The 21,364-nt window shown below is 55.0% G+C and carries 19 protein-coding genes; 4 read left to right on the plus strand and 15 right to left on the minus strand.

The features are described 5' to 3' along the window. Positions 1-560, plus strand: a 560-nt coding sequence (locus ACR0J7_RS20030) for a hypothetical protein (protein WP_480915438.1), incomplete at its 5' end; no start/stop codon positions are given. 308 nt (positions 561-868) lie between these two features. On the opposite strand, the gene ACR0J7_RS20035 is transcribed toward ACR0J7_RS20030, so the two are convergent. The 8 genes from ACR0J7_RS20035 to ACR0J7_RS20070 all read right to left on the minus strand — a co-directional run bounded on the left by ACR0J7_RS20035 (position 869) and on the right by ACR0J7_RS20070 (position 11,384). Next, positions 869-2,371 (minus strand): M81 family metallopeptidase, encoded by a 1,503-nt coding sequence (locus ACR0J7_RS20035; protein WP_480773690.1) that lies wholly within the window; start codon positions 2,369-2,371, stop codon positions 869-871. Next, complete coding sequence (locus ACR0J7_RS20040; protein WP_480915441.1) at positions 2,371-4,017, minus strand: amidohydrolase; 1,647 nt, start codon at positions 4,015-4,017, stop codon at positions 2,371-2,373. The genes ACR0J7_RS20035 and ACR0J7_RS20040 overlap by 1 nt, the downstream gene beginning before the upstream one ends. A gap of 12 nt (positions 4,018-4,029) precedes the next feature. Beyond that, positions 4,030-4,953 (minus strand): oligopeptide/dipeptide ABC transporter ATP-binding protein, encoded by a 924-nt coding sequence (locus ACR0J7_RS20045; protein WP_480915443.1) that lies wholly within the window; start codon positions 4,951-4,953, stop codon positions 4,030-4,032. After that, entirely contained in the window at positions 4,950-5,930 is a 981-nt protein-coding gene (locus ACR0J7_RS20050; protein WP_480484899.1) for an ABC transporter ATP-binding protein, read from the minus strand. The genes ACR0J7_RS20045 and ACR0J7_RS20050 overlap by 4 nt, the downstream gene beginning before the upstream one ends. Further along, positions 5,927-6,784 (minus strand): ABC transporter permease, encoded by an 858-nt coding sequence (locus ACR0J7_RS20055; RefSeq protein WP_480484900.1) that lies wholly within the window; start codon positions 6,782-6,784, stop codon positions 5,927-5,929. The genes ACR0J7_RS20050 and ACR0J7_RS20055 overlap by 4 nt, the downstream gene beginning before the upstream one ends. 12 nt (positions 6,785-6,796) lie before the next feature. After that, entirely contained in the window at positions 6,797-7,735 is a 939-nt protein-coding gene (locus ACR0J7_RS20060; RefSeq protein WP_480484901.1) for an ABC transporter permease, read from the minus strand. An 85-nt stretch (positions 7,736-7,820) separates the two neighbouring features. Then, on the minus strand, positions 7,821-9,386 hold the full coding sequence (locus ACR0J7_RS20065) for an ABC transporter substrate-binding protein (RefSeq protein WP_480912309.1): 1,566 nt from the start codon (positions 9,384-9,386) through the stop codon (positions 7,821-7,823). A gap of 21 nt (positions 9,387-9,407) precedes the next feature. Next, on the minus strand, positions 9,408-11,384 hold the full coding sequence (locus tag ACR0J7_RS20070; protein WP_480915444.1) for a CocE/NonD family hydrolase: 1,977 nt from the start codon (positions 11,382-11,384) through the stop codon (positions 9,408-9,410). Positions 11,385-11,512: 128 nt separating this feature from the next. On the opposite strand from ACR0J7_RS20070, the gene ACR0J7_RS20075 reads away from it, so the two are divergent. Continuing rightward, complete coding sequence (locus tag ACR0J7_RS20075; protein ID WP_480484904.1) at positions 11,513-12,274, plus strand: helix-turn-helix transcriptional regulator; 762 nt, start codon at positions 11,513-11,515, stop codon at positions 12,272-12,274. Positions 12,275-12,499: 225 nt separating this feature from the next. Here ACR0J7_RS20075 and ACR0J7_RS20080 read toward each other — a convergent pair whose 3' ends face one another. The 7 genes from ACR0J7_RS20080 to ACR0J7_RS20110 form a co-directional block, all read right to left on the minus strand. Then, on the minus strand, positions 12,500-12,676 hold the full coding sequence (locus ACR0J7_RS20080; protein ID WP_480901120.1) for a hypothetical protein: 177 nt from the start codon (positions 12,674-12,676) through the stop codon (positions 12,500-12,502). Continuing rightward, positions 12,619-12,855 carry a hypothetical protein gene (locus tag ACR0J7_RS20085; RefSeq protein ID WP_480901116.1) on the minus strand — a complete coding sequence of 79 codons (237 nt, stop codon included), beginning with the start codon at positions 12,853-12,855 and terminating at the stop codon, positions 12,619-12,621. The genes ACR0J7_RS20080 and ACR0J7_RS20085 overlap by 58 nt, the downstream gene beginning before the upstream one ends. A 236-nt stretch (positions 12,856-13,091) precedes the next feature. Then, positions 13,092-14,330 (minus strand): Tm-1-like ATP-binding domain-containing protein, encoded by a 1,239-nt coding sequence (locus ACR0J7_RS20090; protein ID WP_480833196.1) that lies wholly within the window; start codon positions 14,328-14,330, stop codon positions 13,092-13,094. Between the two features lie 26 nt (positions 14,331-14,356). Continuing rightward, on the minus strand, positions 14,357-15,841 hold the full coding sequence (locus tag ACR0J7_RS20095) for an aldehyde dehydrogenase (RefSeq protein ID WP_480901117.1): 1,485 nt from the start codon (positions 15,839-15,841) through the stop codon (positions 14,357-14,359). 8 nt (positions 15,842-15,849) lie between these two features. After that, positions 15,850-17,382: a tripartite tricarboxylate transporter permease gene (locus ACR0J7_RS20100; RefSeq protein WP_480489336.1), complete on the minus strand. Its 1,533-nt coding sequence runs from the start codon at positions 17,380-17,382 to the stop codon at positions 15,850-15,852. Positions 17,383-17,392: 10 nt separating this feature from the next. Then, positions 17,393-17,929 (minus strand): tripartite tricarboxylate transporter TctB family protein, encoded by a 537-nt coding sequence (locus ACR0J7_RS20105; protein WP_480484908.1) that lies wholly within the window; start codon positions 17,927-17,929, stop codon positions 17,393-17,395. Positions 17,930-17,991: 62 nt separating this feature from the next. Continuing rightward, a complete protein-coding gene (locus ACR0J7_RS20110) occupies positions 17,992-18,921 on the minus strand; it encodes a tripartite tricarboxylate transporter substrate binding protein (protein WP_480915446.1) in 930 nt (309 codons plus the stop codon). A gap of 106 nt (positions 18,922-19,027) precedes the next feature. On the opposite strand from ACR0J7_RS20110, the gene ACR0J7_RS20115 reads away from it, so the two are divergent. Together ACR0J7_RS20115 and ACR0J7_RS20120 are read left to right on the plus strand one after the other, a co-directional pair. Further along, on the plus strand, positions 19,028-19,840 hold the full coding sequence (locus ACR0J7_RS20115) for an IclR family transcriptional regulator (RefSeq protein ID WP_480912294.1): 813 nt from the start codon (positions 19,028-19,030) through the stop codon (positions 19,838-19,840). A gap of 1 nt (position 19,841) precedes the next feature. After that, entirely contained in the window at positions 19,842-21,194 is a 1,353-nt protein-coding gene (locus ACR0J7_RS20120; RefSeq protein WP_480912291.1) for an aminotransferase class III-fold pyridoxal phosphate-dependent enzyme, read from the plus strand. Positions 21,195-21,364: the final 170 nt, after the last annotated feature.

The following is a 21,364-nucleotide window of genomic DNA, read 5'->3' on the forward strand; positions in this document are numbered from 1 at the left end:
ATCTGATCAACGGTACCATCGGCTTGTCGTATAATGGTAATGCAATTGGGCCAGACAGCCTGCCGGGCTGGCAGGCGCTTCAGGCCGAAGCTTCGGGCGGTGGCTACAAGGTGCTGTGGCAAAATGCGAACGGGTCATATGCTGAATGGACCACGGATGCTTCGGGGCAATACCAAGGCGGTGTTAGCATCGCCAATGTTGTGGATGTCGAAACCTTCTACAGTCACGATATTGATGGAAATGGGACCATCGGTCCTGCTCAACCAAAACTGAGCGCTTTGTTGGCACCGGAAAACAATACCGTGACGGTGGCCGAGGAGTCCGGTGCCTCCGAATGGGACGAAGATGTCGACTATCTGGAATTCGTGCCAGACTTGCCCACCTTCCAGAATGAGGAAGATATCTATGGATTGGTTGTCTCTTGCGTGAAAAACAACATTTACGGGCCTTCGACAACCATCCTGGAAGCTGTGTGGCAAGAAGCCACAGACAATGTGTCAGAAGAGGATGCCAACCTGACAATTGCATCCTTGCTGGAGGATGACAGCTTCTTTTGGTAATGTTGACCCCGCTCAGTAGGAGATGCTGATCGCGCTGCGATTGCCTCGGATACATTTCTGGTGCGAGAGAAGTGTATCTATGCCGAAGAAACGATTCAGTGATGTGCAAGTTGCCTTTGCGTTGTAACAAGCTCTGAGAGAGACGTGGGTCAACTGGTGTATGAAGATGCATTTTGGCCGACTGGCCTCAGGGAATCGTATTCAAGATCCAATTGGGGTCAGGTTTATGTGGACGGCTCAAGGCTGACTCTTCGGGGTTGAGATATTTGAATCCATTGGGGCGTATCGCACGTCAACAAACTTTCGTTTCACGTCACGTCAAAGGAGGTATGGCGACAGTTGGCCAACCTTCTGTTGATACAAGAATAAGGGACCTTTCCAAGGTCGCAGAGGAAAACCCCAGGCGCAGCGACCGCATATACATGGCTTGCAATTGGTTCGAAATCCGCCCGGAAATGCGCTGTGCTTTTGACGCAGATCACCGAATAACTCAGAGGGTTTAACCCGATATGTGTGAAATGTGCGCGATCCAGGCATTGGTTTCGTATGCTTGTGACGACAAGGTCGATCTCGGCGTCGTGTCCAACCAAGCGAAGCGCAGCTGTCTTGCCAAGCGTAGCTGTTCCGCCGCCATACATTTCACCGGTATAGCGGCATGTGCCATCACTTAAGGAAAGCACTTCAAACTCTGCCCTGAATGGAACATGTCCGGCCAGGTTCGACTTTGCGCCGATAGCCAAAATGATCCGTGCGCCCTCCCCTGCCGCATGGGCCTGAATGGCACTTTCCGGATCATGGAACAGACCCATCAGAACGTTTTTTACCCCGCCCTCAATCAAAGCGGCCAGCAGCCCCGTTGTATCTGACGTTCCGCCTGCGCCCGGATTGTCCTGAACATCGGCTAGAACGATGGGTTTTTCGCGCCTTTGACGACATGTAGAAACGGCCTCTTCCAAAGACAACATCTTACATTCAAGATTGGCCTCACGGGACAGGAACATGCTGACAATCTCTTTGGCAGCGGCAGCCGCTTTTTCAGCAGTCAAGGCATAAGCAAGGCAGGATGGTCCGGTGTCAGGAAAATCCGCCGCCGTAAAACCAAGAGCGATCTCTGCCAGAATGCCTTGCTGTTCAAACCTGACAGGCAATTGATAGATATCACTGATCGGCGCAGAACCCGTGTGTTGCGCATGCAGGGGGATCAGGTAAGGCACCGGTTGGAACGTTTTGTATAGGGTTTCACCCGCCAGCAGGCGACGCAAGACTGGAACGCATCGTGCACCCGCTTCCGCCATATCCAAATGTGGGTAAGTGCGAAAAATCGACAGGTAATCTGAGTGTTCGACCATTTCGGTGGAAATGTTGGCGTGAAGGTCCAAACTTGCAACCACTGGAACGTCTGGACCCACAGTTTCACGAACGCGACGCAAAAGCTCTCCTTCACCGTCAGCAAGGCTTTCGGAGACCATAGCTCCGTGCAGATCAAGATAGACACCGTCAATCTGGCCTGCGCCCCATATTCCGTCCAACAGCATCCCGCAGATCGTTTCGAATGCATGATCGGTGACATGGGCGGACGGTTCGGCAGAGCACCACAAAACGGGAATGACATCAAATCCCGCTGCCTGTGCCGCGGCGGTGAAACCCGCGATCGGAAGGTTCATGCCTTCGGTTTCCAGAACAACCTGTGAACCATGCAGCATTCCCGGCCAGGAATCCGCCATCTCAAACTCAGGCATCCCAGCTTTCGTTACACCGAAACAGTTGGTTTCATGTTGAAACCCCGCAATCACAATACGCTTGGTCGCCATTATGCGTGCTCAAACTCTTGTTCAGTACACACAGCGGAAAAAACCCTTTCGCCATAGCGGATGGTTTCAAGCACGACAGTGTCTGACAAGCGGTCCGGGTCGTGCAGTGGATTGCGCGAAAGAACAACAAAATCTGCAATTTTACCCGTTTCTATGGATCCGCGTTGATCTTCCTTGAACACCTGCCACGCGGCTTCGATGGTTTGGGCCCGCAGGGCTGAAATAACGCTGATCTTCTGATCCTCGCCAAGCACACGGCCAGAAGCGGATTTTCGGTTCACCGCGCAATGGGCAAGATGGATTGGACGCGTCGGTGTGACCGAGGCGTCGTTGTGGATCGTGTATCGCACGCCATACCGTTCGGCTGACGCCGCTGGCGATATCCGTTCGGCTCGCTCGGGTCCCAGGAAAGTATCGTAATGACGATCCCCCCAAAAGAAGACATGGGCGGGAAAGAAGCTGACGGTCAGACCAAGCCGGGCCATACGCTCCAATTGGTCATCCCTCAGAACCTGGCCATGGATAATGGTGTGTCGATGATCCTGGCGCGGGTGTGCAACAAGCGCCTTTTCCACCGCATCTATGAACATCTCGGCACCGGCATCGCCATTACAGTGGCAGTGAATCTGCAAGCCCTGACTGTGGAGCTTTTCTACATCCGCAACCAACTGCTCTTGCGAGGAATAGGTCATTCCACAAGGATTATCAGGGCTGGCAGGTTTGAAATATGGAGCAGACAAATACGCGGTCTGTAACTGAAAGGCCCCGTCTGTAAACAGTTTGCGCGGACCCAGCGAAAAATGCGGGTTGCCCGGCCAGCTCGTTCCAATCCAACGCGAAGATAACTCTGGCTCCAGATCTCCGACGGGCAAAAGCTCGATGTCAATTCCCGGATCCTGATCCGCAGGCAGGCTTGCGAAGTGGTCCAGCATGGGCTGCGATGCCCAGGCGTTTTGGGCATAGGTCACACCATGGGCCAGGTATTCGCTGCGGCAGGCGTCAAAACCCCGCCAAAACCGGTCGCGGTCAATCAGGAAATCAGTATCGCCCATTTCACCCATGGCCGACAGCCCTTCCATCAATCCGGTCAGCGCTCCGGCTTCCGGATCGCGGCCATAACGGCCCCCCTCTGGATCAGGAGTTTCACGGGTTATCCCGCGTCTTTCCAGCGCGAGAGAATTTGCCACGCCATTATGACCCGACGCATGAATGACCCAGATTGGATGGCGTTGTGACACACCGTCCAGTTCGGCCCGTGTGGGCATTCGACCTTCCAGAATGGACGTATTGTCAAAGGACACCCCCATGACCCATTCACCCTCGGGTGTTGCACTCGCCTTTTCGTGAAGCCTGTCCAACGCCTGTGACATGTCTCTGCAATCCCCTAAAGGCGGCGAAGACAGATCGACACGGAACAGCTTGACAAAGCCGGGATCGGGAAAGTGCCCGTGTGGGTCGATAAAGGCGGGCATCAGGGTACGACCCTTCAGATCTTGCTCGTGCGCATCCGAAGGCATGCGGGCGCGCAACTCAGCCTCGGCCCCCACTGCCTGAATTCTGTTGCCGTCAGTCAGCACCGCCTCTGGTGAAGAGTTCTGCGCATCCATAGTCAGGATGGTGCCGTTGAAGTAGAGTGTGCTTGGCATTGGATTTCCTAGTTACGACAGCGGGGCCAGACAACGCAGCCCATGGCCGACCTTTACTTCCCATTCCGGGGTTTGGGTGCAAATGTCTCTGGCAAAGGGGCAACGCTCGCGAAACTCACAGCCAGATGGCCGCTTCAGCAGGCTGGGAGGCTCCCCTTTGAGGGCGATCCGTTCCAATCGCGCATCCGGGTCCGGCTCGGGGTTGGCGCTCAGAAGGCAGCGGGTGTAGGGATGGCGCGGGTTGTTGAAGATCGTTTCGGTTGTGCCCTCCTCGACCAAACGGCCCAGATACATGATGCCCATTCTGTCGGCCACGTGACGCACGACGCTGAGGTTGTGCGTGATGATGACCATCGCCAGCCCCAGCCTTTCGCGCAGTTCGTTGAGCAGGTTCAGCAACTCACCCTGAACCGAGACATCAAGACCGGCAGTCGGCTCATCCGCAAGGATCAGCTTGGGTTCCAGCGCCAGGGCGCGCGCGACGCCCACGCGCCGGGCCTGACCTCCTGACAGCTGATAGGGATAGCGATCGGCAAAATGCGCGGGCAGGTTCACCATTTCCAATAGGCGCTTGGCCTCGGCATCCAGATCGCGATCTTTCATACCCTGAATGCGATAGGGTTCGGTGATCAGGCTGCGGATTGTCAGGCGGGGCGACAGGCTACCGACCGGGTCCTGAAACATCATCGCCATGTCTTTACGCAGCGGGCGCATGACGCTTTCCGGCGCGCCCCGAATTTCCCGACCTTCGAATGTGACCGAACCGTCCTGTGCAGGCGCAAGACCCGCAATCGCGCGGATTACCGTCGTCTTACCCGATCCGCTTTCACCAACCAGAGCGTAAGTTTCGCCAGGTTCTACGGTAAAGCTGACACCCGCCAGAACATTGACCGGTCCATAACTGGTTTTAAGATCCACGACATTCAGCAAGCTCATGTTGCGACCTCCTCGTGGTTCAGCCAGCATGCGGCGTGGTGGCCTTCTTTCAGTTGATCCAGTGGCGGCACATCGGTCGCGCAGCGCGCCATGGCCTGATCGCAACGGTCCCGAAAGATGCACCCCCCGGGCAGGTTGGCCAGATCAGGCACTTCACCGGGGATGGTGGGCAAAACGCGGGCGCGTTCTTTGATGTGGCCGGGATCACATTCGATCAGACGACGTGTATAGGGGTGTTTAGGGTTGTGGAAAATCTCACGCACATCGCCGCTTTCGACAACGGCTCCTGCATACATCACCACCACCCGGTCGCAGAGTTCCGCGATCACGCCCAGATGGTGCGAAATAAACAGAATGGCACAATGAAACTCGCGCTGTAATTCTTGTAGGCGCTCGATGATCTGTACCTCAAGAGTGGCGTCCAATGCAGTGGTTGGCTCATCCGCGATCAAGAGGTCCGGCTCGGACATCAACGCCATTGCTATGGCGATCCGCTGGCGCATCCCACCTGAGAACTCATGCGGATACTGCTTCAGGCGCGCTTCGGGATCGGGGATGCCGACAGCACCCAGCATCTTGGCTGCGTGGGTCAATTTATCCGCCTTTGACTGCTTTGAGCGATGCTGAATGTCCAGCATCTGCTGCCCGATGGTCAGAACCGGATTGTGCGTTTGCATCGGATCCTGGAAGACAATGGATATGTCTGCACCGCGCAGGTCGCGCATCTGACGCTCGGAAGCCTTCAACAGGTCCTGCCCTTTGAAACGAACCTCACCTTGACGGAACCGCGTATTGGGGGCGGTCAGGCGCAGGATGGATGAGATCAGGGTGGATTTGCCGCATCCGGATTCCCCGACAATACCAACAATTTCACCCTTGTTGACGTTGAATGTGATGTTCCTCAGGGCCTTAAGGTCGCCACGGCCCGTTTCGTAGTCAACACTCAGGCGGTCGATTTCCAGCAGTGTATCGGTCATCGCTGTTTCCTCAATTTCGGGTCGACCACATCACGTAGGCTTTCGCCCAGGAAAGTGAATCCAAGTGTTGCCAGAATGATCGGCAGGCCCCCGCCCACCACCAGCCACGGTGTTTGGCGGATCAGGGAATAGCCATCCTTGAGCAAGGCTCCCCAACTGGGTGTCGGGGGTTTCACACCCAACCCCAAAAATGACAGCCCGGCCTCCAGCGCGATGACGGTGGGTATATCCATGGCTGCCAAGACAGCCAGAACCCCGATGATATTGGGTAGCATGTGCACACCCAGAATACGCGTCATGCTGGCCCCCATTGATCGCTCTGCCAGAATGAATTCGGAATTGCGAAGCGTCAGGGTCTGGGTTCGCGCCACGCGCCCATATGTCGGGATCGAGGTCGCCATGACCACGAATACAACTGTCTGCAAGCTGGGCCCGACAAGGGCCACAACAGCCAGTGCAAACATCACCGTCGGAAAGGACCGGATGGTATCGAAAAACAGCATCAGCAGGTTGTCGAGCCATTTCGGCCCGTACCCGGCTATCATGCCCAAAGTCAGGCCAATCGCCATCGCGCCGAAAACAGCTGGCAGCGCCACTTTAAGCGCAACCTGCCCCCCAGCAATCACCCGCGAAAACGTATCGCGACCCAGCTGATCCGTGCCCAACAGATGCGCCGCGGACGGCCCTTGCAGGCGGGATTTGATATCCATGGCAATGGGATCGTAAGGCACAATCCAGGCAGCAAATATCGCGCAGAACACGATGGTCCCAACGATTATCAAACCCATTAACCCAAGCGGGTCGCGGGCAACCCCGACTATGATCTGGCCAAGTTCGGAACGAGATTTTACCATCACTCCGCCTCCTTAATGAGCCGTGCGTGCGCGTGGATCGAGTAGCGCGTTGATCAGATCGGCCAAGGCGGTCGACACAACGAACAGTGCCGTTGATACAAGGACCGAACCCATCACAATCGGATAGTTTCGGGTCGTGATGCTGTCGATGACCAGCTTACCCAAGCCTGGTCGGGCAAAAACGATTTCGGCAAAAACGGCTGAGCTGAGCAGAAAGCCCATCCCGACCCCGATCACGGTGACCACGGGTAGAATTGCGATACGCAATGCGTAAACCATGACCACGCGACGTTCCGCGATACCAAAGGCCCGGGCGGTACGCACATGGCTTTCACCCATGACCTCGAGCATCGACGCCCGTACCAGCCGTGCGATATATCCTACCCAGCTGAGCCCTATGGCGAATGCAGGCAAAACCAGATGGTCAAGGCGGTCCCAGAACCCCTCTCCTGCCCCAATGGCGGGAAACCACTGCAAATTAACGGCGAAAACCAACAAAGCCAAAAGCGCAACAACAAAGGCCGGAGCGGCAACAAAACTGACGGAAATTGCGGCGGCGATCCGGTCGATCATCGTGTTTGGATGCGCAGCCGCATAAGCGCCAAGTGCGATACCAAGACTTGCGGACCACAGGATTGATGCAAAAATCAGCTCCAGAGTGAACGGCAATTGCTGAAACACAATCTCAGTCACAGACCGACCCGAGAAGACATCGGTGCCAAGGTCACCCTGCAAAAGGTTCGAGTAAAAGATCAGCAGCTGTTTCCAGATCGGTTGATCAAGACCAAGTGCGGCGGTGAGTTGGGCCTGAAGCTCGGGTGTGGCGCGCGGACCCAGCATGATCTGGACCGGATCGCCTGGTACAGCGCGGATCATCAGGAACATGACGGTGACCGCCACGAAAAGGATGAGCAGCGACAGCCCGAAGCGACGGGTTGCGAAGTTCAGCATGGCCAACTGGCTCCTTGTGGCTGGATGGCGTTGGTTATGGAGCGGCGAGTGTCAGCGCCCGCCGCTCCCTGTCGACCTGGGGAGGTCAGGTCGACTTGCCAAAGTAACGCAGCAGCGACAGCCCATCCGGGCGCAATGCAGGAATGACACCTGCGCTGTGAATGACCGGTGTTGCCTCGTGTGTGATGAAGCGATAGGCACCGCTTTCTTCCATCAAGTCCTGCGCACGCTGGTACATTTCAGCCCGCTTTGCGATATCTGTTTCCCCAGCCGCAGCTTCGTGGATTTCGTTGAACTCTGCGCTGTTAAAGCGTTCCCAATTCCACTTGCCAATTTGCTCGGGCGTAAACCACGACGTCGCATAATACGGGTCCGGCGTCATCGAATAGCGGTTCAGAACAAGTTGCAGGTTTTCGTTGTCGCCAGACGCCCAGAACGCACCGGATTCCAGAACATTCACCTCAACTGTGATACCGATTTGCGCCAGCGTCGCCTGAATGATCTGTGCAGTTGTCGTGAACGTTGTCTTGTTTAGCGTGTCGAGGGTCAGAGTGACGTTGGTTTCACCCGATTCCGCAAGCAGTTGCGCCGCTTTTTCGAAATTTGCCTCAGGTGGCACCAGCGAAGACGGCCGATGCCCAGCCAAACCCGGAGCAATGATCCCGGTTGCCGGTTCGGCTGCACCAAAATAGGCAGCCTCCAGAATGCTGGGGACATCTATGGCATGTTGAATCGCCTGTCGCAGCTTCTGATTTTGCAGCTTTGGATGTTCAACATTCATTCCCATCCAGACATAGTAAAGCGAGGGTTTCTCAACCAGCGATCCTCCATTGGGAACACCAGCGCGATAACGTTCGACTGAACCCAGCGACACGCGAGTTACGTCCAGTTCGCCCGCTTCAAACGCGATCTCGGCGGTGTTTTCGTCGTCGATCGGATAGATCTCGATTGTGTCCCAGGTCGGAGCATCGCCTTTCCAGTCAGGGTTGCGCTTAAGAACCGTTTTTTCCTTGGGCGACCAGCTGTCCCGCAGATATGGGCCGGACTCTGCCACCGGATCAGCACCGATCCGGCCACCGGCTGCTTCGACCGCTGCTTTCGAAACAATGTTTCCGGTGATGTAAGGCAGGGAAATGGACCAAATCGGTGCGAAGGGTTTGTTCAACACAATCGTCCCTTCGCGTTCACCGGTCACTTCAACATGGCTGAACGGTCCCAGGTCGGGTTTGTTTGGGCTGTCGGTCGCGTCATCCACGATCCGTTCCATGCTGAACTTGACGTCCTCGGCGGTCATGGCGCCAAAGCCGTTGGTGAAGCCGATATCGTCACGCAATGCAAACTTGATATGGGTGGGGTCAACCTGCTCGATCATCGTTGCCGCGTCGAGCTGCCAGCCCCATTCCTCGCCTGGCTTATACTGGATCAGCTTGTTGTAGATCGAGGCATGTACCTCTTCTTCCACGACACCAACCGAGTGGGCCGGATCCATATTCTGTGCATCGCCATAGGCCCGTACCCGCAGAACACCGTCGTCTGCTGCAAATACGCGATTTGCCCACCCCATCGGAAGCGCCGAGGTCGCTCCAAGCGCGGTTGCGCCTTTCAGGAACCCGCGACGACCAACATTGGCCTTTGTCCATTCTATCTTCATAGTATCCTCCCTAGGATTAAGTCAGAGAAATCCGCGTGGAATGGTTTCCGACCATTCCTTTGTCAGGACTTCGGTTTCATCGGCACCTTCGGTGGCGCGAAGTTTGCGGTAGAGGTAGAAATTCTGCGTGTCGCAACTCATGCGGCACTCGGTCGAGATGGCGACCTGCCACTCCGCCCGTTCGAATGTGAATTTCCAGGCCGTTTCAAACCGAGCAGTGGCTGGGTCATCCGGGTGAATGCCGTAATGCATGCGCACATCACTGCCGACAATCAGGCCGTGATAGGGATCGCGTGATTTACCATAGTCGTCAAACGTCTCAAGCACGATCCGGCCGTCTTCTGTTTCTTTACGTTCGGAATGCGACGCAGGTGTCCGCAATTGATCGGCTGCAAGAACCGGAAACTTCGGCGCCGGACCGGGTTCGGAAGCTTGGATTTCACGCGATACTTCGCGCACTGGCAAATGCAGGGCGCAATCCTGCAAATGCAATGTCACCTGTGCCTGGTTTGGCGATGGCCAGATGATCGGCCAGTAGGACGTCGACAGGGCCAGCCGCAACACATGACCCTCACGCAGTCGATGCGCACATTCGTTTAGGGCAATCTCGGCCTCATATTCCTCGCCGGGTTGTAAGAATTCAGGTGTCTCGTGATCGCGGAAATGGCATAAGTTCAACGACCGGTAGCTGATGCGCTGTGAAATACCCTCGGGCGATACATCGCATAGGCGCGCAATAAGCTGAGCGACAGGCTTGTCTACTGAAAACCGAAACTTCAGTCTTGCGCGCCCCAACAATTCCAGCGGCGCACGCAATGGCGCGCTGTCAAAGCACAGCGACAATGCATCGTCGCTTGCCTGGTCGTCGGGCAGCTCGTTATCGATCCGCATACCTGCACAAAAATACCCGCTTTGCATGCCTAAATGGCAGGGCGACGAAATGGCTGCGGAACCTTGGGCTGGGCTAGGGGAAAATTTGCCCGGTGCCAGATGCCAGATCTGTTCATGTACGTGCAGCGATGGCCAGCGACCTTCAGCTATCCAGCGACCTTGCCGAGGGCTGTTTTTCGGTGTCGGGTTGAAATGCTCCTGCATGTATGTCCGGTACGCAGGCAAATCTTCGGCACCGTTTTCCTGTTCTTTCAACCAGCGATCAAACCAGCCGATGACTTCGGAATGGAAATCCGCAGGATCAATTTTCGAGATATGCGCGTATCGATGCTCCCATGGCCCGATGACGGCCTTGGTGGGCGATGTCAGGTTGGCTGCCAAAGCAGGCGGGGCATTTACATACGCATCTGCCCAGCCGGTTATGGCCAAAACCGGGGTTTGGATAGCAGACCAGTCTTCGCAAACCGAGCCGTGCTTCCAGTATGTGTCCCGTGTCTGATGACGCAGCCAATCGGCGGCTGAAAATGGAACGTTTTGCAGCCGCATCAGCCAATCCTCTCGCCAGTCTGCGCGTAAGGCCGGATCTGCGGGCCTGGTCAGATAAGCGAACATCTGACTACCCCAGTTCATGTTGTCGCTCAGCAGGCAACCACCCATGAAATGGATGTCATCTGCATAGCGATCCACGGTCGAGGCGACGCTGACGACGGCCTTCAACGCAGGCGGTTGCCGGAAAGCCAGTTGCAAACCATTAAACCCACCCCAAGATATTCCGATCATCCCAACGTGACCGTCGCACCAATCCTGCGCTGCGATCCATGCGATGACTTCTTCACCATCACTCAGTTCCTGTTCCGAGTATTCATCGTCGAATTGCCCTTCGCTGTCGCCCGTACCCGCTATATCGACCCGAACGCAGGCATAGTCAGCCTCGGCAAATACCTTATGTGTTGTTTCATCCCTGGGCGCTGTGCCGTCGCGTTTGCGGTAAGGCAGGTATTCCAGAATGGCCGGAGCTGGACCGGTTTCGGGTAACCAGAGTCGAGCAGCAAGCCTCCGCCCGTCGGAGAGTGTGATCCATGTGTTTTCGACGGTTTTAACTGGCATCCGAGAGCTTGTTTTTTGCGAGCTGATGCCGAAGAAGAAAACAATTTGCAGAAAAAACAAATTGTGCAATCTTATGCGAAGTGATGCTATTTGCAGCGAAATAGCGTCAAATAGCGAAGGGTTCTTCCATGTCCCAGTATTTTTCTGCCAACCTGAAGTCGCTATGCGCAGAACACGGCAATATTTCAAAGATTTGTCGGGATATTGGCGTCAACCGGCAGCAATTCAATCGGTATCTGAATGGCTCCAGCCTGCCTTCGGCCCACAACATGCGTCGGATCGCGCGCCATTTCGGCCTGACAGAAGCCGAACTGTTCGCTGAAACTGCTTACTTTGAGCAAATGCTAAAGGACGTCTTACCACCATCCGGAAAAACGCCCGCAGACGCGTTTTTGGATCCTTTTCGGGGCCAACACAAAAACCTCAGGCGCTATGTTGGTTTCTATCACTCGTTTTTCTGCACGCCTTCCTGGGAAGGGAAGATATTTTGTTCGTTAATCCGTATTCAGGAAGTTGATGGGCTTTTCACAATCCGGTCCCGCGAAATCGCCACATCACAAGACAAAAGCATGCACCAGATTTCCCGTTACGTTGGTTTGGTGACAATGCGGGGAAACAGGATATTTATAACCGAACATGAGTTGATGCGCGAAGGCAGCGTTGCCAATACCATCTTATATTCAGCGCACCGCCAGCAACTAAAGTATCTGCGGGGAATGACGATGGGTGTTGCTTGGCGCCCTTACCCGCATCCCTACGCCGCCAAAACAATCTGGAAGCGCCTGCACGAGCGGGTAACCGCGCGTGAGGCCATTGCCGCCTGTGGTATCTACTCAACCCATAGTACCAAGATTGATCCAACTGTCAGGAAACACCTTACCGAGGAGTGAAGTGTCGGAAGGATGTATGTGACGCTCTGTTTTTTCTGGATCACACCCGGCATATCAATTTGGCTTTGCTATTCTGCTTACGCGTGTCCTTTTGGTGGTGCGCGGGTGTAAAGGTACTAGGGACGTTACCGTTTTTTGTACCGTAGCCCATAGATAGTGACCCAACAGTTCATAGTGACACGATCAATTCGAGCGTTCCGCTCCGATAGTCACTGTCTGGTCCAATCAAACCGGAGACGTGTCCATCAGAATGATCGCTTTTCTCGTATTACTCGTCCAGATATGCCAAAGCCGATATCCTTGTTCCTTGCCGTCGCGGTCTAAAGCAATTTCTGCACCGAAGATCAGACTGAATCCGCGTGCGTTTCCAATAACGGCACGTTTCTGAGCCAGCACTTCCATTCATTTGCGAGCATGCAATCCCACATTTTTCGCGCTCTCCAGCAATTGCTGTCTTTGATCTCTTCCAATACCGCCATCGCTGCAGCACAGGAAACGGGGTTGCCATCAAACGTATTGAAATAGCGATAGCACTTAAGAAAAGTAACAAGGAATTCTGCTCGTGTAACAACACTACCCACCGGATGGCCATTCGTCTTTGGTTTCCCCAGTGTCGCGATACCTGGCAGGATACTCCTTCACCCCTAACAAAATGGACCGGGTCGCCTTAGAGGGATGATACATTGGGTCCAAGCAGCTTTGTCTCGTCGGCAATAAGCTGATTTTTTTCCTGTTATGGCGTGCAATTTTCGCAGGTACCCCTCGAGGCGGCGCCACGGCGTCCGAAGGTTAAATGCATTTGTTGGAATGACGAAGGTCAGCGATTTTTGCTGATCACACCCTGCTCGACCCAGGCATCAAATTGCACGAGGACCGCTTCGCTGAACGTGTGGTCGTTGATATGAGCGTCAAGTTCCGTCATCGGCACACGACCCGGTATAACCATGCGTGCCTCATCCACCATATCTGCCAGTGCATCAGGGTCATGCGCCGCCTCGCCTTCTTTGTCCCATGCTTCAACCCCCTGAACAGGCAGGAAAAAGTGGACAGGTCCCGTTGCGGCCTCCATTCGGTTGGCCAGTTCACGGATCCAAGCGCGGCGTTCATCCCCATTGAAGACGGAACTCTTGATCAGTCGGTTATGCACGTGAAACGGACGATCAGAATATTGGTCGGGGATGTCCTGCCAGCCCGCGAAATCCAACAGGTCCAACGCTCCGGGCGCGATCATCTGCGGTGTGCCTTCGCGACCTGCACTGGTTACACGCTCCTCGCCGCTGGACACGACAGAGCCCGCCATAAAATTTCCGAATTCCTGCATGCAGAAATCCATCACGCAGGCAAATGCGCCCTCGCCGGCCAGCTTTTCAAATGCCATGCCACCCATGCCGGTAGAGTGGAAAACCGCCACCTCAAAACCGCGTTCCTCCAACGCCGGTTTCAACGTCTTCATGTAGCGCAGACAAGACGAGCCAAGACTGGTCATTCCAATCAATGGCTTGCTGCGGTCCGGTGCAATAGCGGCCTTGGTCGCGCCAACAACTGCCCCGGCTGCCTGGCTGAGTGAAGACTGGCAAATCGAATTCATACCATAGAGCCCGCCGGCCCACAGGATCATCTGAATATCCGGCGCCAGACGATGCGGAGGGATCAGAGGAGAAAAGCTGACCGTAGACACAATGTATTTTGGCACACCCATCGGCAGCGCTTGTGCACAGTCCAGTGCCAGATCGGTGCCCATGGTACCGCCGGTGGCCAGCATCCCGTCAAAGCGGCCATCGGCATAGGCCTGGGCAACCACTTTTGCGGCACCCGCGGACATTACCCGAAAAGCTTTATTTTCATCCCCCTGTGCGATGACTTCATCAATGGTCATGCCACCGGCAGAAGCGACGTCGTGCTTGGAGATGTCGGTTGGCGTCTTGGGATCACCCAGCACTGAGACATCCATTGTCAGTACATCAGCGCCCTGTGCGTGAATTGCGTTTTCAATGAAACGCATCTCGGCTTCTTTCGTGTCATAGGTGCCGATCAGCAGGATCGTTTTCATAGTCATAAGCTCCTCCTTCGTTCCGCCGCCATTCAGAGCTTGATCCAGGCCGTTTTCAGGTCGAAGTATTTCTCAAGCGCGTGCAAAGACTTGTCGTGCCCATTGCCGGACTGGCGCACTCCTCCAAGCGGTACGGTCAGATCAGCACCGCCATAGGTGTTCACATGCACGACGCCTGTGCGGATACCAGCCACCATACGGTGGGCGCGGCCAAGGTTAGATGTCCAGACACCGCCAGCCAGGCCATACACGGTGGCGTTCGCCAACCGGATCGCGTCTTCTTCGTTTTTGAAGGGGGTCACCGCCAGAACGGGGCCAAAGACTTCGTTCTGAAACAAGTGGTCCGTCTCTTTTACCCCGGCCATTACGGTCGGAGACATATAATAGCCGCCACTCTCCATCAGGATGCGATTACCACCGGTGCGCCGCTCTGCCCCTTCCGCCTCGGCTTTGGCAACAAAATCCAGATTGGCCTCAAGTTCCGGCAGGCTGTGAACGGCACCAATCTGGCTGTTCAGGTCCAGCGGATCGCCGACGCGAAAGTTTTCAGCATGGCGCGAGACTTCGGCCACGAAATCCTGGTAGATATCTTCCTGAACAAGAAGGCGAGAGCCAGCAACGCAGACTTGACCGGAGTTGCGGAAGATTCCCGCTGCGGACACTTTGGCGGCCTCGGCCAGATCCGGGGCGTCGTTGAAGACGATGTTGGCTGACTTACCGCCCAACTCAAGGTAGCAGCGCTTCAGATTGGAACGAGCTGAATACTCCAGCAACCGACGACCCGTCGCACCTGACCCAGTGAACACCATAATGTCTACATCCATCGACAGTGCCAGTGCCTCGCCCACAACCGAGCCGCGCCCTGTCACGACGTTGAACACGCCATCCGGAACCCCGGCTTCAGCAGCCAGTTCAGCAATCTTCAAAAGGCTGAGCGAAGCGCTTTCTGCGGGTTTCAATACTACGGAATTGCCTGCCGCAAGGGCCGGAGCAATTTTCCAGCTGCCGATCATCAGCGGAAAATTCCACGGTACGATTGCACCCACCACGCCGACCGGAGCATGGTGTACCAGGCCAAGAATATCGTGACTGGTTGGCGCGATCTGGCCATAAATCTTGTCGATTGCTTCGGCATAGTACCGAAATGTCGCCGCCGCCGAAAGCGCCTCGGCTTTATAGGCCATGCTGATCTCGGTGCCGTTGTCGCGCACTCCCAGAACAGAGATTTCCAGCGCACGCTCTTCGATCAGATCCGCCAGCTTCAGCAACACTTTCTTGCGCCCTGACGGTGCCATTCCGGACCATCGCCCGTCCTCGAAAGCAACCCGAGCGGCCAGGACGGCAGCTTCAATGTCCGCCACGCTGCCATCGGCGATCCTAGTCAGAGGTTGGCCATCGATGGGGGACAACACTTCAACCTGCACACCCGTTTCACCGTCAGTGAAATTGCCGTTAATGAAGTGGCCGCGCGGGGCGACTTGCTGCATTCGCAGCGCGTCGATTAGGGACTGATCCATGGATATTCTCAACCTTGTTGATTTGGGTGATCTGCATCGACGGGTTCGGCGTTTGGTTCTGGTCGCAGCTTATTTCTGAACTCGAAGTACAGAGCCCGAAAGTGCAGAATGAGGATCAGAACAATCATACCGAACAAGATGGCGGCAATCGGTCTATCAACAAAATCCAGCGGTGAATTAACCCGAGCCATGGCGCTGCGGAGCTTGACCTCCATAATGCCGCCCAAAACCATGCCGAGGATGATCGGAACGATCGGCAAGTCCAGCCGTTTGAGGATCAGACCGAACACTCCAAATGCCGCGGCCAATGCACAGTCGGTGATCGAGTTGCGCAGGCTGTATACGCCGACAAACGCCAGGATCAGGATCATGATGCCCAGAAAACGAGTTGGAATCTGAATGATCTTGAGCAGCAAGTTGGTCGAGAACAGCAAAAACACCAGAACGATCACGTTCAGCAGGATCAACGCCATATAGAGGGCCATGACGAAATCCATCTGGTTTTCGAACAGCTGCGGCCCGGGTATCACATTGTGCACGTAAAAGACTGACAACATCATTGCCGTCAGTGCCTCGCCAGGAATACCCAGCGCCAGCAGCGGGATCATCGCCGCTCCGGGAACAGCATTGTTTGCGGATTCAGAAGCAACCAGCCCTTCGGGCGAACCATCGCCAAAGGCTTCTGGATTTTTAGAGGTTTTTTGTGCGTATGTGTATGACAGGAATTGCGAGGTGAACTCGCCGGTGCCCGGCACCATGCCCATGAACACGCCGATGCTGGATGACACGGTTGCAATACGCTTGAGGCCAAGCAGCTCTATTAATCCCGCAAAGATGCTTCCGCCAACATGTGCTTCACCCGGTGCATGGTTTTTTTCCAGCAACAGAAGCAATGCCTGACTGATTGCGAACAGCCCCAGCACAACAACAATCAGGTCTACCCCAGAAGCCAGCCAGCTTTGCTCGAACGTGAAACGACGGGTGTATTTGACCGGCTCCAGCCCGACAGTGTTCAAGAACAGACCAAATGCCGCCAGCATGCCCGCTGCAAAGATCTGGCCGCGATGAGCGAGAATTACCAATATGATGCCAAGCAACGCGGCTAGGAAAATCTCACGGCTGCCAAAATGCGGGGCAACGAGTGCTAGGACGGGAGACAAGAGCATAAGGCAAATTATCGAAAAGATGCCTCCAAAAAATGACGCCGAATAGGCCAGTGACAACGCCCGATGACCCTGGCCGCGCTTCGTCATTGGATAGCCGTCATAGGTGGTCAAGGCATTGACTGCAGTGCCCGGTGTATTGATCAGGACGGCAGGGATTGCACCGCCATACATCGAGGACCCATAGATGCCTAGCAGCAGGGTCAGGCCAACGATGGGTTCAAACGCGAAAGTGGCGGGTAACAGAATGGCAATTGCCACCGGCGCTCCCACCCCTGGCAGAGCGCCAATAATCACGCCTCCGATTGACCCGATCAAAAGCGCAACGATTACCGGCCACTGCGCAAGTATCGAAAAACCTGATAATAGAGCATCCATCAGCGAAACCTCAAAGATACGTCAGCGCAAACGCGCGAACCGTGTCGGGTAAATACTCATAGAGAGCGCCGGCCGGGATTTTCACCTGCAAGAAAGCCCTGAAGATGACCGTGACACAAACGCCGAACAATGCGGCACAACCGATACCCTTAGCATCGCGAAACCCGGTGCGAATTGCCAAAAACACGGCAAATATTACCGTCGCGGGAAGATACCCAAGCAAGGGAACAGCTTTTACGTAAACGAGGAAGTAGAAAACATATTCAAACGACCTCAACCAGAATGCCACTTCGGTCCACCGTCCGTGACGCCGCTGTGACATTGCTGAACTGAGCCAGTGCAGAAATCCGAAAATCACCATGGCCCAGAGGGCTATCATTGGCCAAAGACTGGGTTGCGCAAACCACTTGGTTCGCTTGACGATTTGTGTCTGCTCGTCCAGCTGCATTAACAAAAAGACAGCAAACGCAAGGAACACGAACGCAAAAACTACATCGCCAGGACGGCGATATCGTTTGAACATGTCCTGTAAGGTTTTCGCGATCATCTCTACCTCCCCACCGATTAAAATAGGCCCGGCAGTTTGAATCCTGCCGGGCCAATCTTGAGTTATTCGCCCAGAATCTCTTCGATTTTGGCGAAAGAGGCTTTGTCTTTTTCAATCTGCGCGTTGGAGGCGTCCGGGTCCTGCCAGTAGATCAGTGCACCTGTTTCCTCGGCAAGCTGCTTGGCTTTGTCGGAGCTCAGAGCCTTTTGAGCGGCTGCCGCGATCTTCTCGCGCGCCTCTGCCGGGGTGTCTTTGTGAACGAACAGACCGTTCCATAGTGCCAAAGGCAGGTCAGGATTTAGCTCGACAACAGTCGGAGTGTCAGGGACCAGGGGAATCCGCTCACCGCCGATGCTGGCCAGAACATTCACCTGATCTAAGCAGGGTAGTATAAGTTGAAGTGTCGTGTTGATCACGTCCACGTCGCCTGAAGTCAGGGTGTTGCAGTCCAGAGCATCAAATGCGGCTTCACTGGCGAAATCAAACCCGCTGCTGACAGCAGCTGCGAATGTCACCTGGGTGGGGGGCAGGACAGAGCCGAAATGCCCCAGTGCAACATCGTTATCTTTGCCATGTTCCACCAACTCCTCCCAAGATGAGAAGGGTGCGTCTTTGCTGGACGCTATCACGAACGGATAGGTCAGGAAGATGCCAATTGGGTCAAATGGGTTGGGGTTCAGCTCTGGAATGCCAATCTCGGGGCCAATCACCGGCACGCCTATTACAAAAGAGCCGACCGTATAGCCATCGCCCGGAGCAGTGGCGACTTCGACAGCACCAGGGAACGGACCACCACCACCGCCAGGCTTGTTCACGACTGCTGCTGGTACGCCGTACATTTCCTGAAATTCATCTGCGATCAGACGTGTCAATACATCCTCCAGATCGCCCGGAGGCCACGGAACGACGAAGGATACAGGTTTCTCTGGGTAATCAGCGAAAGCAGCTGATGCAGAGATCGCCATTACGGCAGCGGTAAGAATTTTATTCATGGACTCCTCCCATTGGTGGTTCATATAATGAACCTGTAAGTCATGTTTATTGTTGCGTTGTTAATTACATTGTGTCAAGTATTCTCTTAAGGAGGAGGAGTAACTTATGGGAACTGCTCTTAATGCTTTGAGATTGTTGGAGTTGTTTTCCAACGCACGGCCCGAAATTGGGCTGACCCAGATGGCTCGGCTATCTGGTGTCAATAAGGCGACTGTTCTTCGGCATCTGCGTGAACTGGAAGAGTTCGGATTGATTGAGCAGAATCAGGGAACAAAATCCTATATGGTTGGCCCGGCGGCACTGCGTCTTGCCGCGTTACGCGAGATTGCAAATCCCGGCCTCAAAGCAGCGCGCCTCAAAATGCAGGCCGCGATGCAACAAGCAGGAGAAAGCCTGCACCTTTCTCTTCTGGAAAATGATGTTCTTCAAACGGCACTAGTGGTCGAGACAACTCAGCACAGCGTTCGAGTTAGCCTAGACCCCACGGAAGTCCTTCCGCTCAACGCCACAGCCTCAGGGTTGTGCATGCTTTGTTTTGGCCCTCCTGCACTTTTGGAAGGCCTCAAAAATCGCGACTTGCCCCGTATTACTGCCTCTACGCTAACGAACCTTGAACTCATTCAAGAACGTCTCGTCGAAGTAAAGGAAACCGGTTGGTCCTATAGTAACGGAAGTTTCGAAACCGGTGTTCATGGCTTTGCAGCCCCGGTTTTCGGAATTGATCAACTGGCGCTTGGAACGGTTTCATTCGCGGTTCCTGAAATCAGAACCGCAGGCGACCTGCAGCCGCCCCTACTGAATACCCTGAAACAAGTTTCGCAAGAGCTTACGGCAATCTTTGGTGGCCAGGCTCCTGCAAACTTTCCAACTGAGTTTCGACCGAGTGTTCGGTCGGACGAAATTCCCGGAGAATTTTGAAATGAAGGATTCCAACTTCCTTAAGGAAAACAACGCCCGCTATTTTTGGCATCCGATGGCGCACCCAGCCGACAGCCAAAAGAACCCGCCGACCATTTTGGTCGGCGGCGAAGGGGTTAGCATCATCGATGTGGGCGGCCACAAGGCCATCGACGCCGTGGGAGGGTTGTGGAACGTCAATCTGGGTTATTCCTGCGAGCCAGTGAAGCAGGCGATTGCCGACCAGCTGAACGCTTTGCCCTATTATTCAACTTTCCGTGGCACCAGCAACGACAAGGCGATCGAATTGTCATACGAGCTGGCCCGATTCTTCGAGCCAGATGGATTGACCCGCGCGTTCTTTACTTCGGGCGGCTCCGATTCGGTTGAAATCGCACTGAAATTGGCACGACAGTACCACAAGGTACGCGGCGAGGACGGGCGCACCAAATTCATAAGCTTGAAACAGGGGTACCACGGGACCCATTTCGCTGCAGCGTCGGTCAACGGCAACCAGAAGTTCCGTGCTGCCTACGAACCGATGATGCCTGGATGTTTCCACATCCCGGCACCATGGACTTATCGCAATCCCTTCGACGAGACCGATCCCGAGCGTTTGGCACAGCTTTGCGTCAAAGCATTGGAAGCTGAGATTGCGTTCCAGGGCGCAAATACTGTTGCAGCGTTCATCATGGAACCTGTTTTGGGTGCTGGTGGTGTGATTCCACCGCACGAGAGCTTCATGCCGTTGGTGCGCGAGGTCTGCTCGAAACACGGCGTTCTTTTGATCTCGGATGAAATTATCACAGCCTTTGGCCGCACCGGCAGCGAAAGCGGAGCCCGGCACTGGGGTGTGCAGCCGGACATTATGACGACGGCCAAGGCTATTACGAACGGGTATTTCCCATTCGGCGCTGCGATGATTTCCGGTCAAGTTGCCGAAGTGTTCGAACGCGACACCACTGGCAAAGCGTCCGTCGATCAGGGCTACACCTATTCCGGCCATCCGGTCGGAGCGGCAGCAGCCTTGGCAGCACTTGCGGAAATTAACCGCCTGCGGGTGTGGGAGAACGCCGCCGCTCGTGGGGATGAACTGTTTACCGGCCTGAAAAAGCTGGCCGACAAGTACGAAGTGGTCGGCGACGTGCGCGGCGGTGAGGGCCTGATGTGTGCGCTGGAACTGGTCTCGGATCGCAGCACCAAAGCACCGATTGCCAAGCATCTTCCGTTGCAGGTGCAGAAGGCTGCATATGATGACGGTGTCATGGTCCGGGTGTCGGGTAACAACATTATTCTGTCGCCACCACTTATCATCACGTCAGACGATGTGTCCAAGATCCTGTCGGCGCTGGATACCGGTTTGGCGAGCCTTTAAAATCTTCCCTGACCTCGCCGTTACAAGGCGGGGTCAGACTTTGACGGCTTGTAGTTCTTCGAGCAGGTCGAGGAGTTGATTGAGTTTTTCTCGTCCCATTTGTTTTTCGATGCTTTGGTAGATCTGGAGAGAGGTTCCGAGGTTTTCGGCGAGGATGTTTCGTCCTTCGT

Source organism: Ruegeria sp. O4 (genome assembly GCF_056535125.1).

Excerpts from the sequence above, each read along its gene's own strand:
- ACR0J7_RS20035 (WP_480773690.1), bottom strand. The coding sequence starts at position 2,371 with ATGGCGACCAAGCGTATTGTGATTGCGGGGTTTCAACATGAAACCAAC.
- ACR0J7_RS20040 (WP_480915441.1), bottom strand. The coding sequence starts at position 4,017 with ATGCCAAGCACACTCTACTTCAACGGCACCATCCTGACTATGGATGCG.
- ACR0J7_RS20045 (WP_480915443.1), bottom strand. The coding sequence starts at position 4,953 with ATGAGCTTGCTGAATGTCGTGGATCTTAAAACCAGTTATGGACCGGTC.
- ACR0J7_RS20050 (WP_480484899.1), bottom strand. The coding sequence starts at position 5,930 with ATGACCGATACACTGCTGGAAATCGACCGCCTGAGTGTTGACTACGAA.
- ACR0J7_RS20055 (WP_480484900.1), bottom strand. The coding sequence starts at position 6,784 with ATGGTAAAATCTCGTTCCGAACTTGGCCAGATCATAGTCGGGGTTGCC.
- ACR0J7_RS20060 (WP_480484901.1), bottom strand. The coding sequence starts at position 7,735 with ATGCTGAACTTCGCAACCCGTCGCTTCGGGCTGTCGCTGCTCATCCTT.
- ACR0J7_RS20065 (WP_480912309.1), bottom strand. The coding sequence starts at position 9,386 with ATGAAGATAGAATGGACAAAGGCCAATGTTGGTCGTCGCGGGTTCCTG.
- ACR0J7_RS20070 (WP_480915444.1), bottom strand. The coding sequence starts at position 11,384 with ATGCCAGTTAAAACCGTCGAAAACACATGGATCACACTCTCCGACGGG.
- ACR0J7_RS20075 (WP_480484904.1), top strand. The coding sequence starts at position 11,513 with ATGTCCCAGTATTTTTCTGCCAACCTGAAGTCGCTATGCGCAGAACAC.
- ACR0J7_RS20080 (WP_480901120.1), bottom strand. The coding sequence starts at position 12,676 with ATGGAAGTGCTGGCTCAGAAACGTGCCGTTATTGGAAACGCACGCGGA.
- ACR0J7_RS20090 (WP_480833196.1), bottom strand. The coding sequence starts at position 14,330 with ATGACTATGAAAACGATCCTGCTGATCGGCACCTATGACACGAAAGAA.
- ACR0J7_RS20095 (WP_480901117.1), bottom strand. The coding sequence starts at position 15,841 with ATGGATCAGTCCCTAATCGACGCGCTGCGAATGCAGCAAGTCGCCCCG.
- ACR0J7_RS20100 (WP_480489336.1), bottom strand. The coding sequence starts at position 17,382 with ATGGATGCTCTATTATCAGGTTTTTCGATACTTGCGCAGTGGCCGGTA.
- ACR0J7_RS20105 (WP_480484908.1), bottom strand. The coding sequence starts at position 17,929 with ATGATCGCGAAAACCTTACAGGACATGTTCAAACGATATCGCCGTCCT.
- ACR0J7_RS20110 (WP_480915446.1), bottom strand. The coding sequence starts at position 18,921 with ATGAATAAAATTCTTACCGCTGCCGTAATGGCGATCTCTGCATCAGCT.
- ACR0J7_RS20115 (WP_480912294.1), top strand. The coding sequence starts at position 19,028 with ATGGGAACTGCTCTTAATGCTTTGAGATTGTTGGAGTTGTTTTCCAAC.
- ACR0J7_RS20120 (WP_480912291.1), top strand. The coding sequence starts at position 19,842 with ATGAAGGATTCCAACTTCCTTAAGGAAAACAACGCCCGCTATTTTTGG.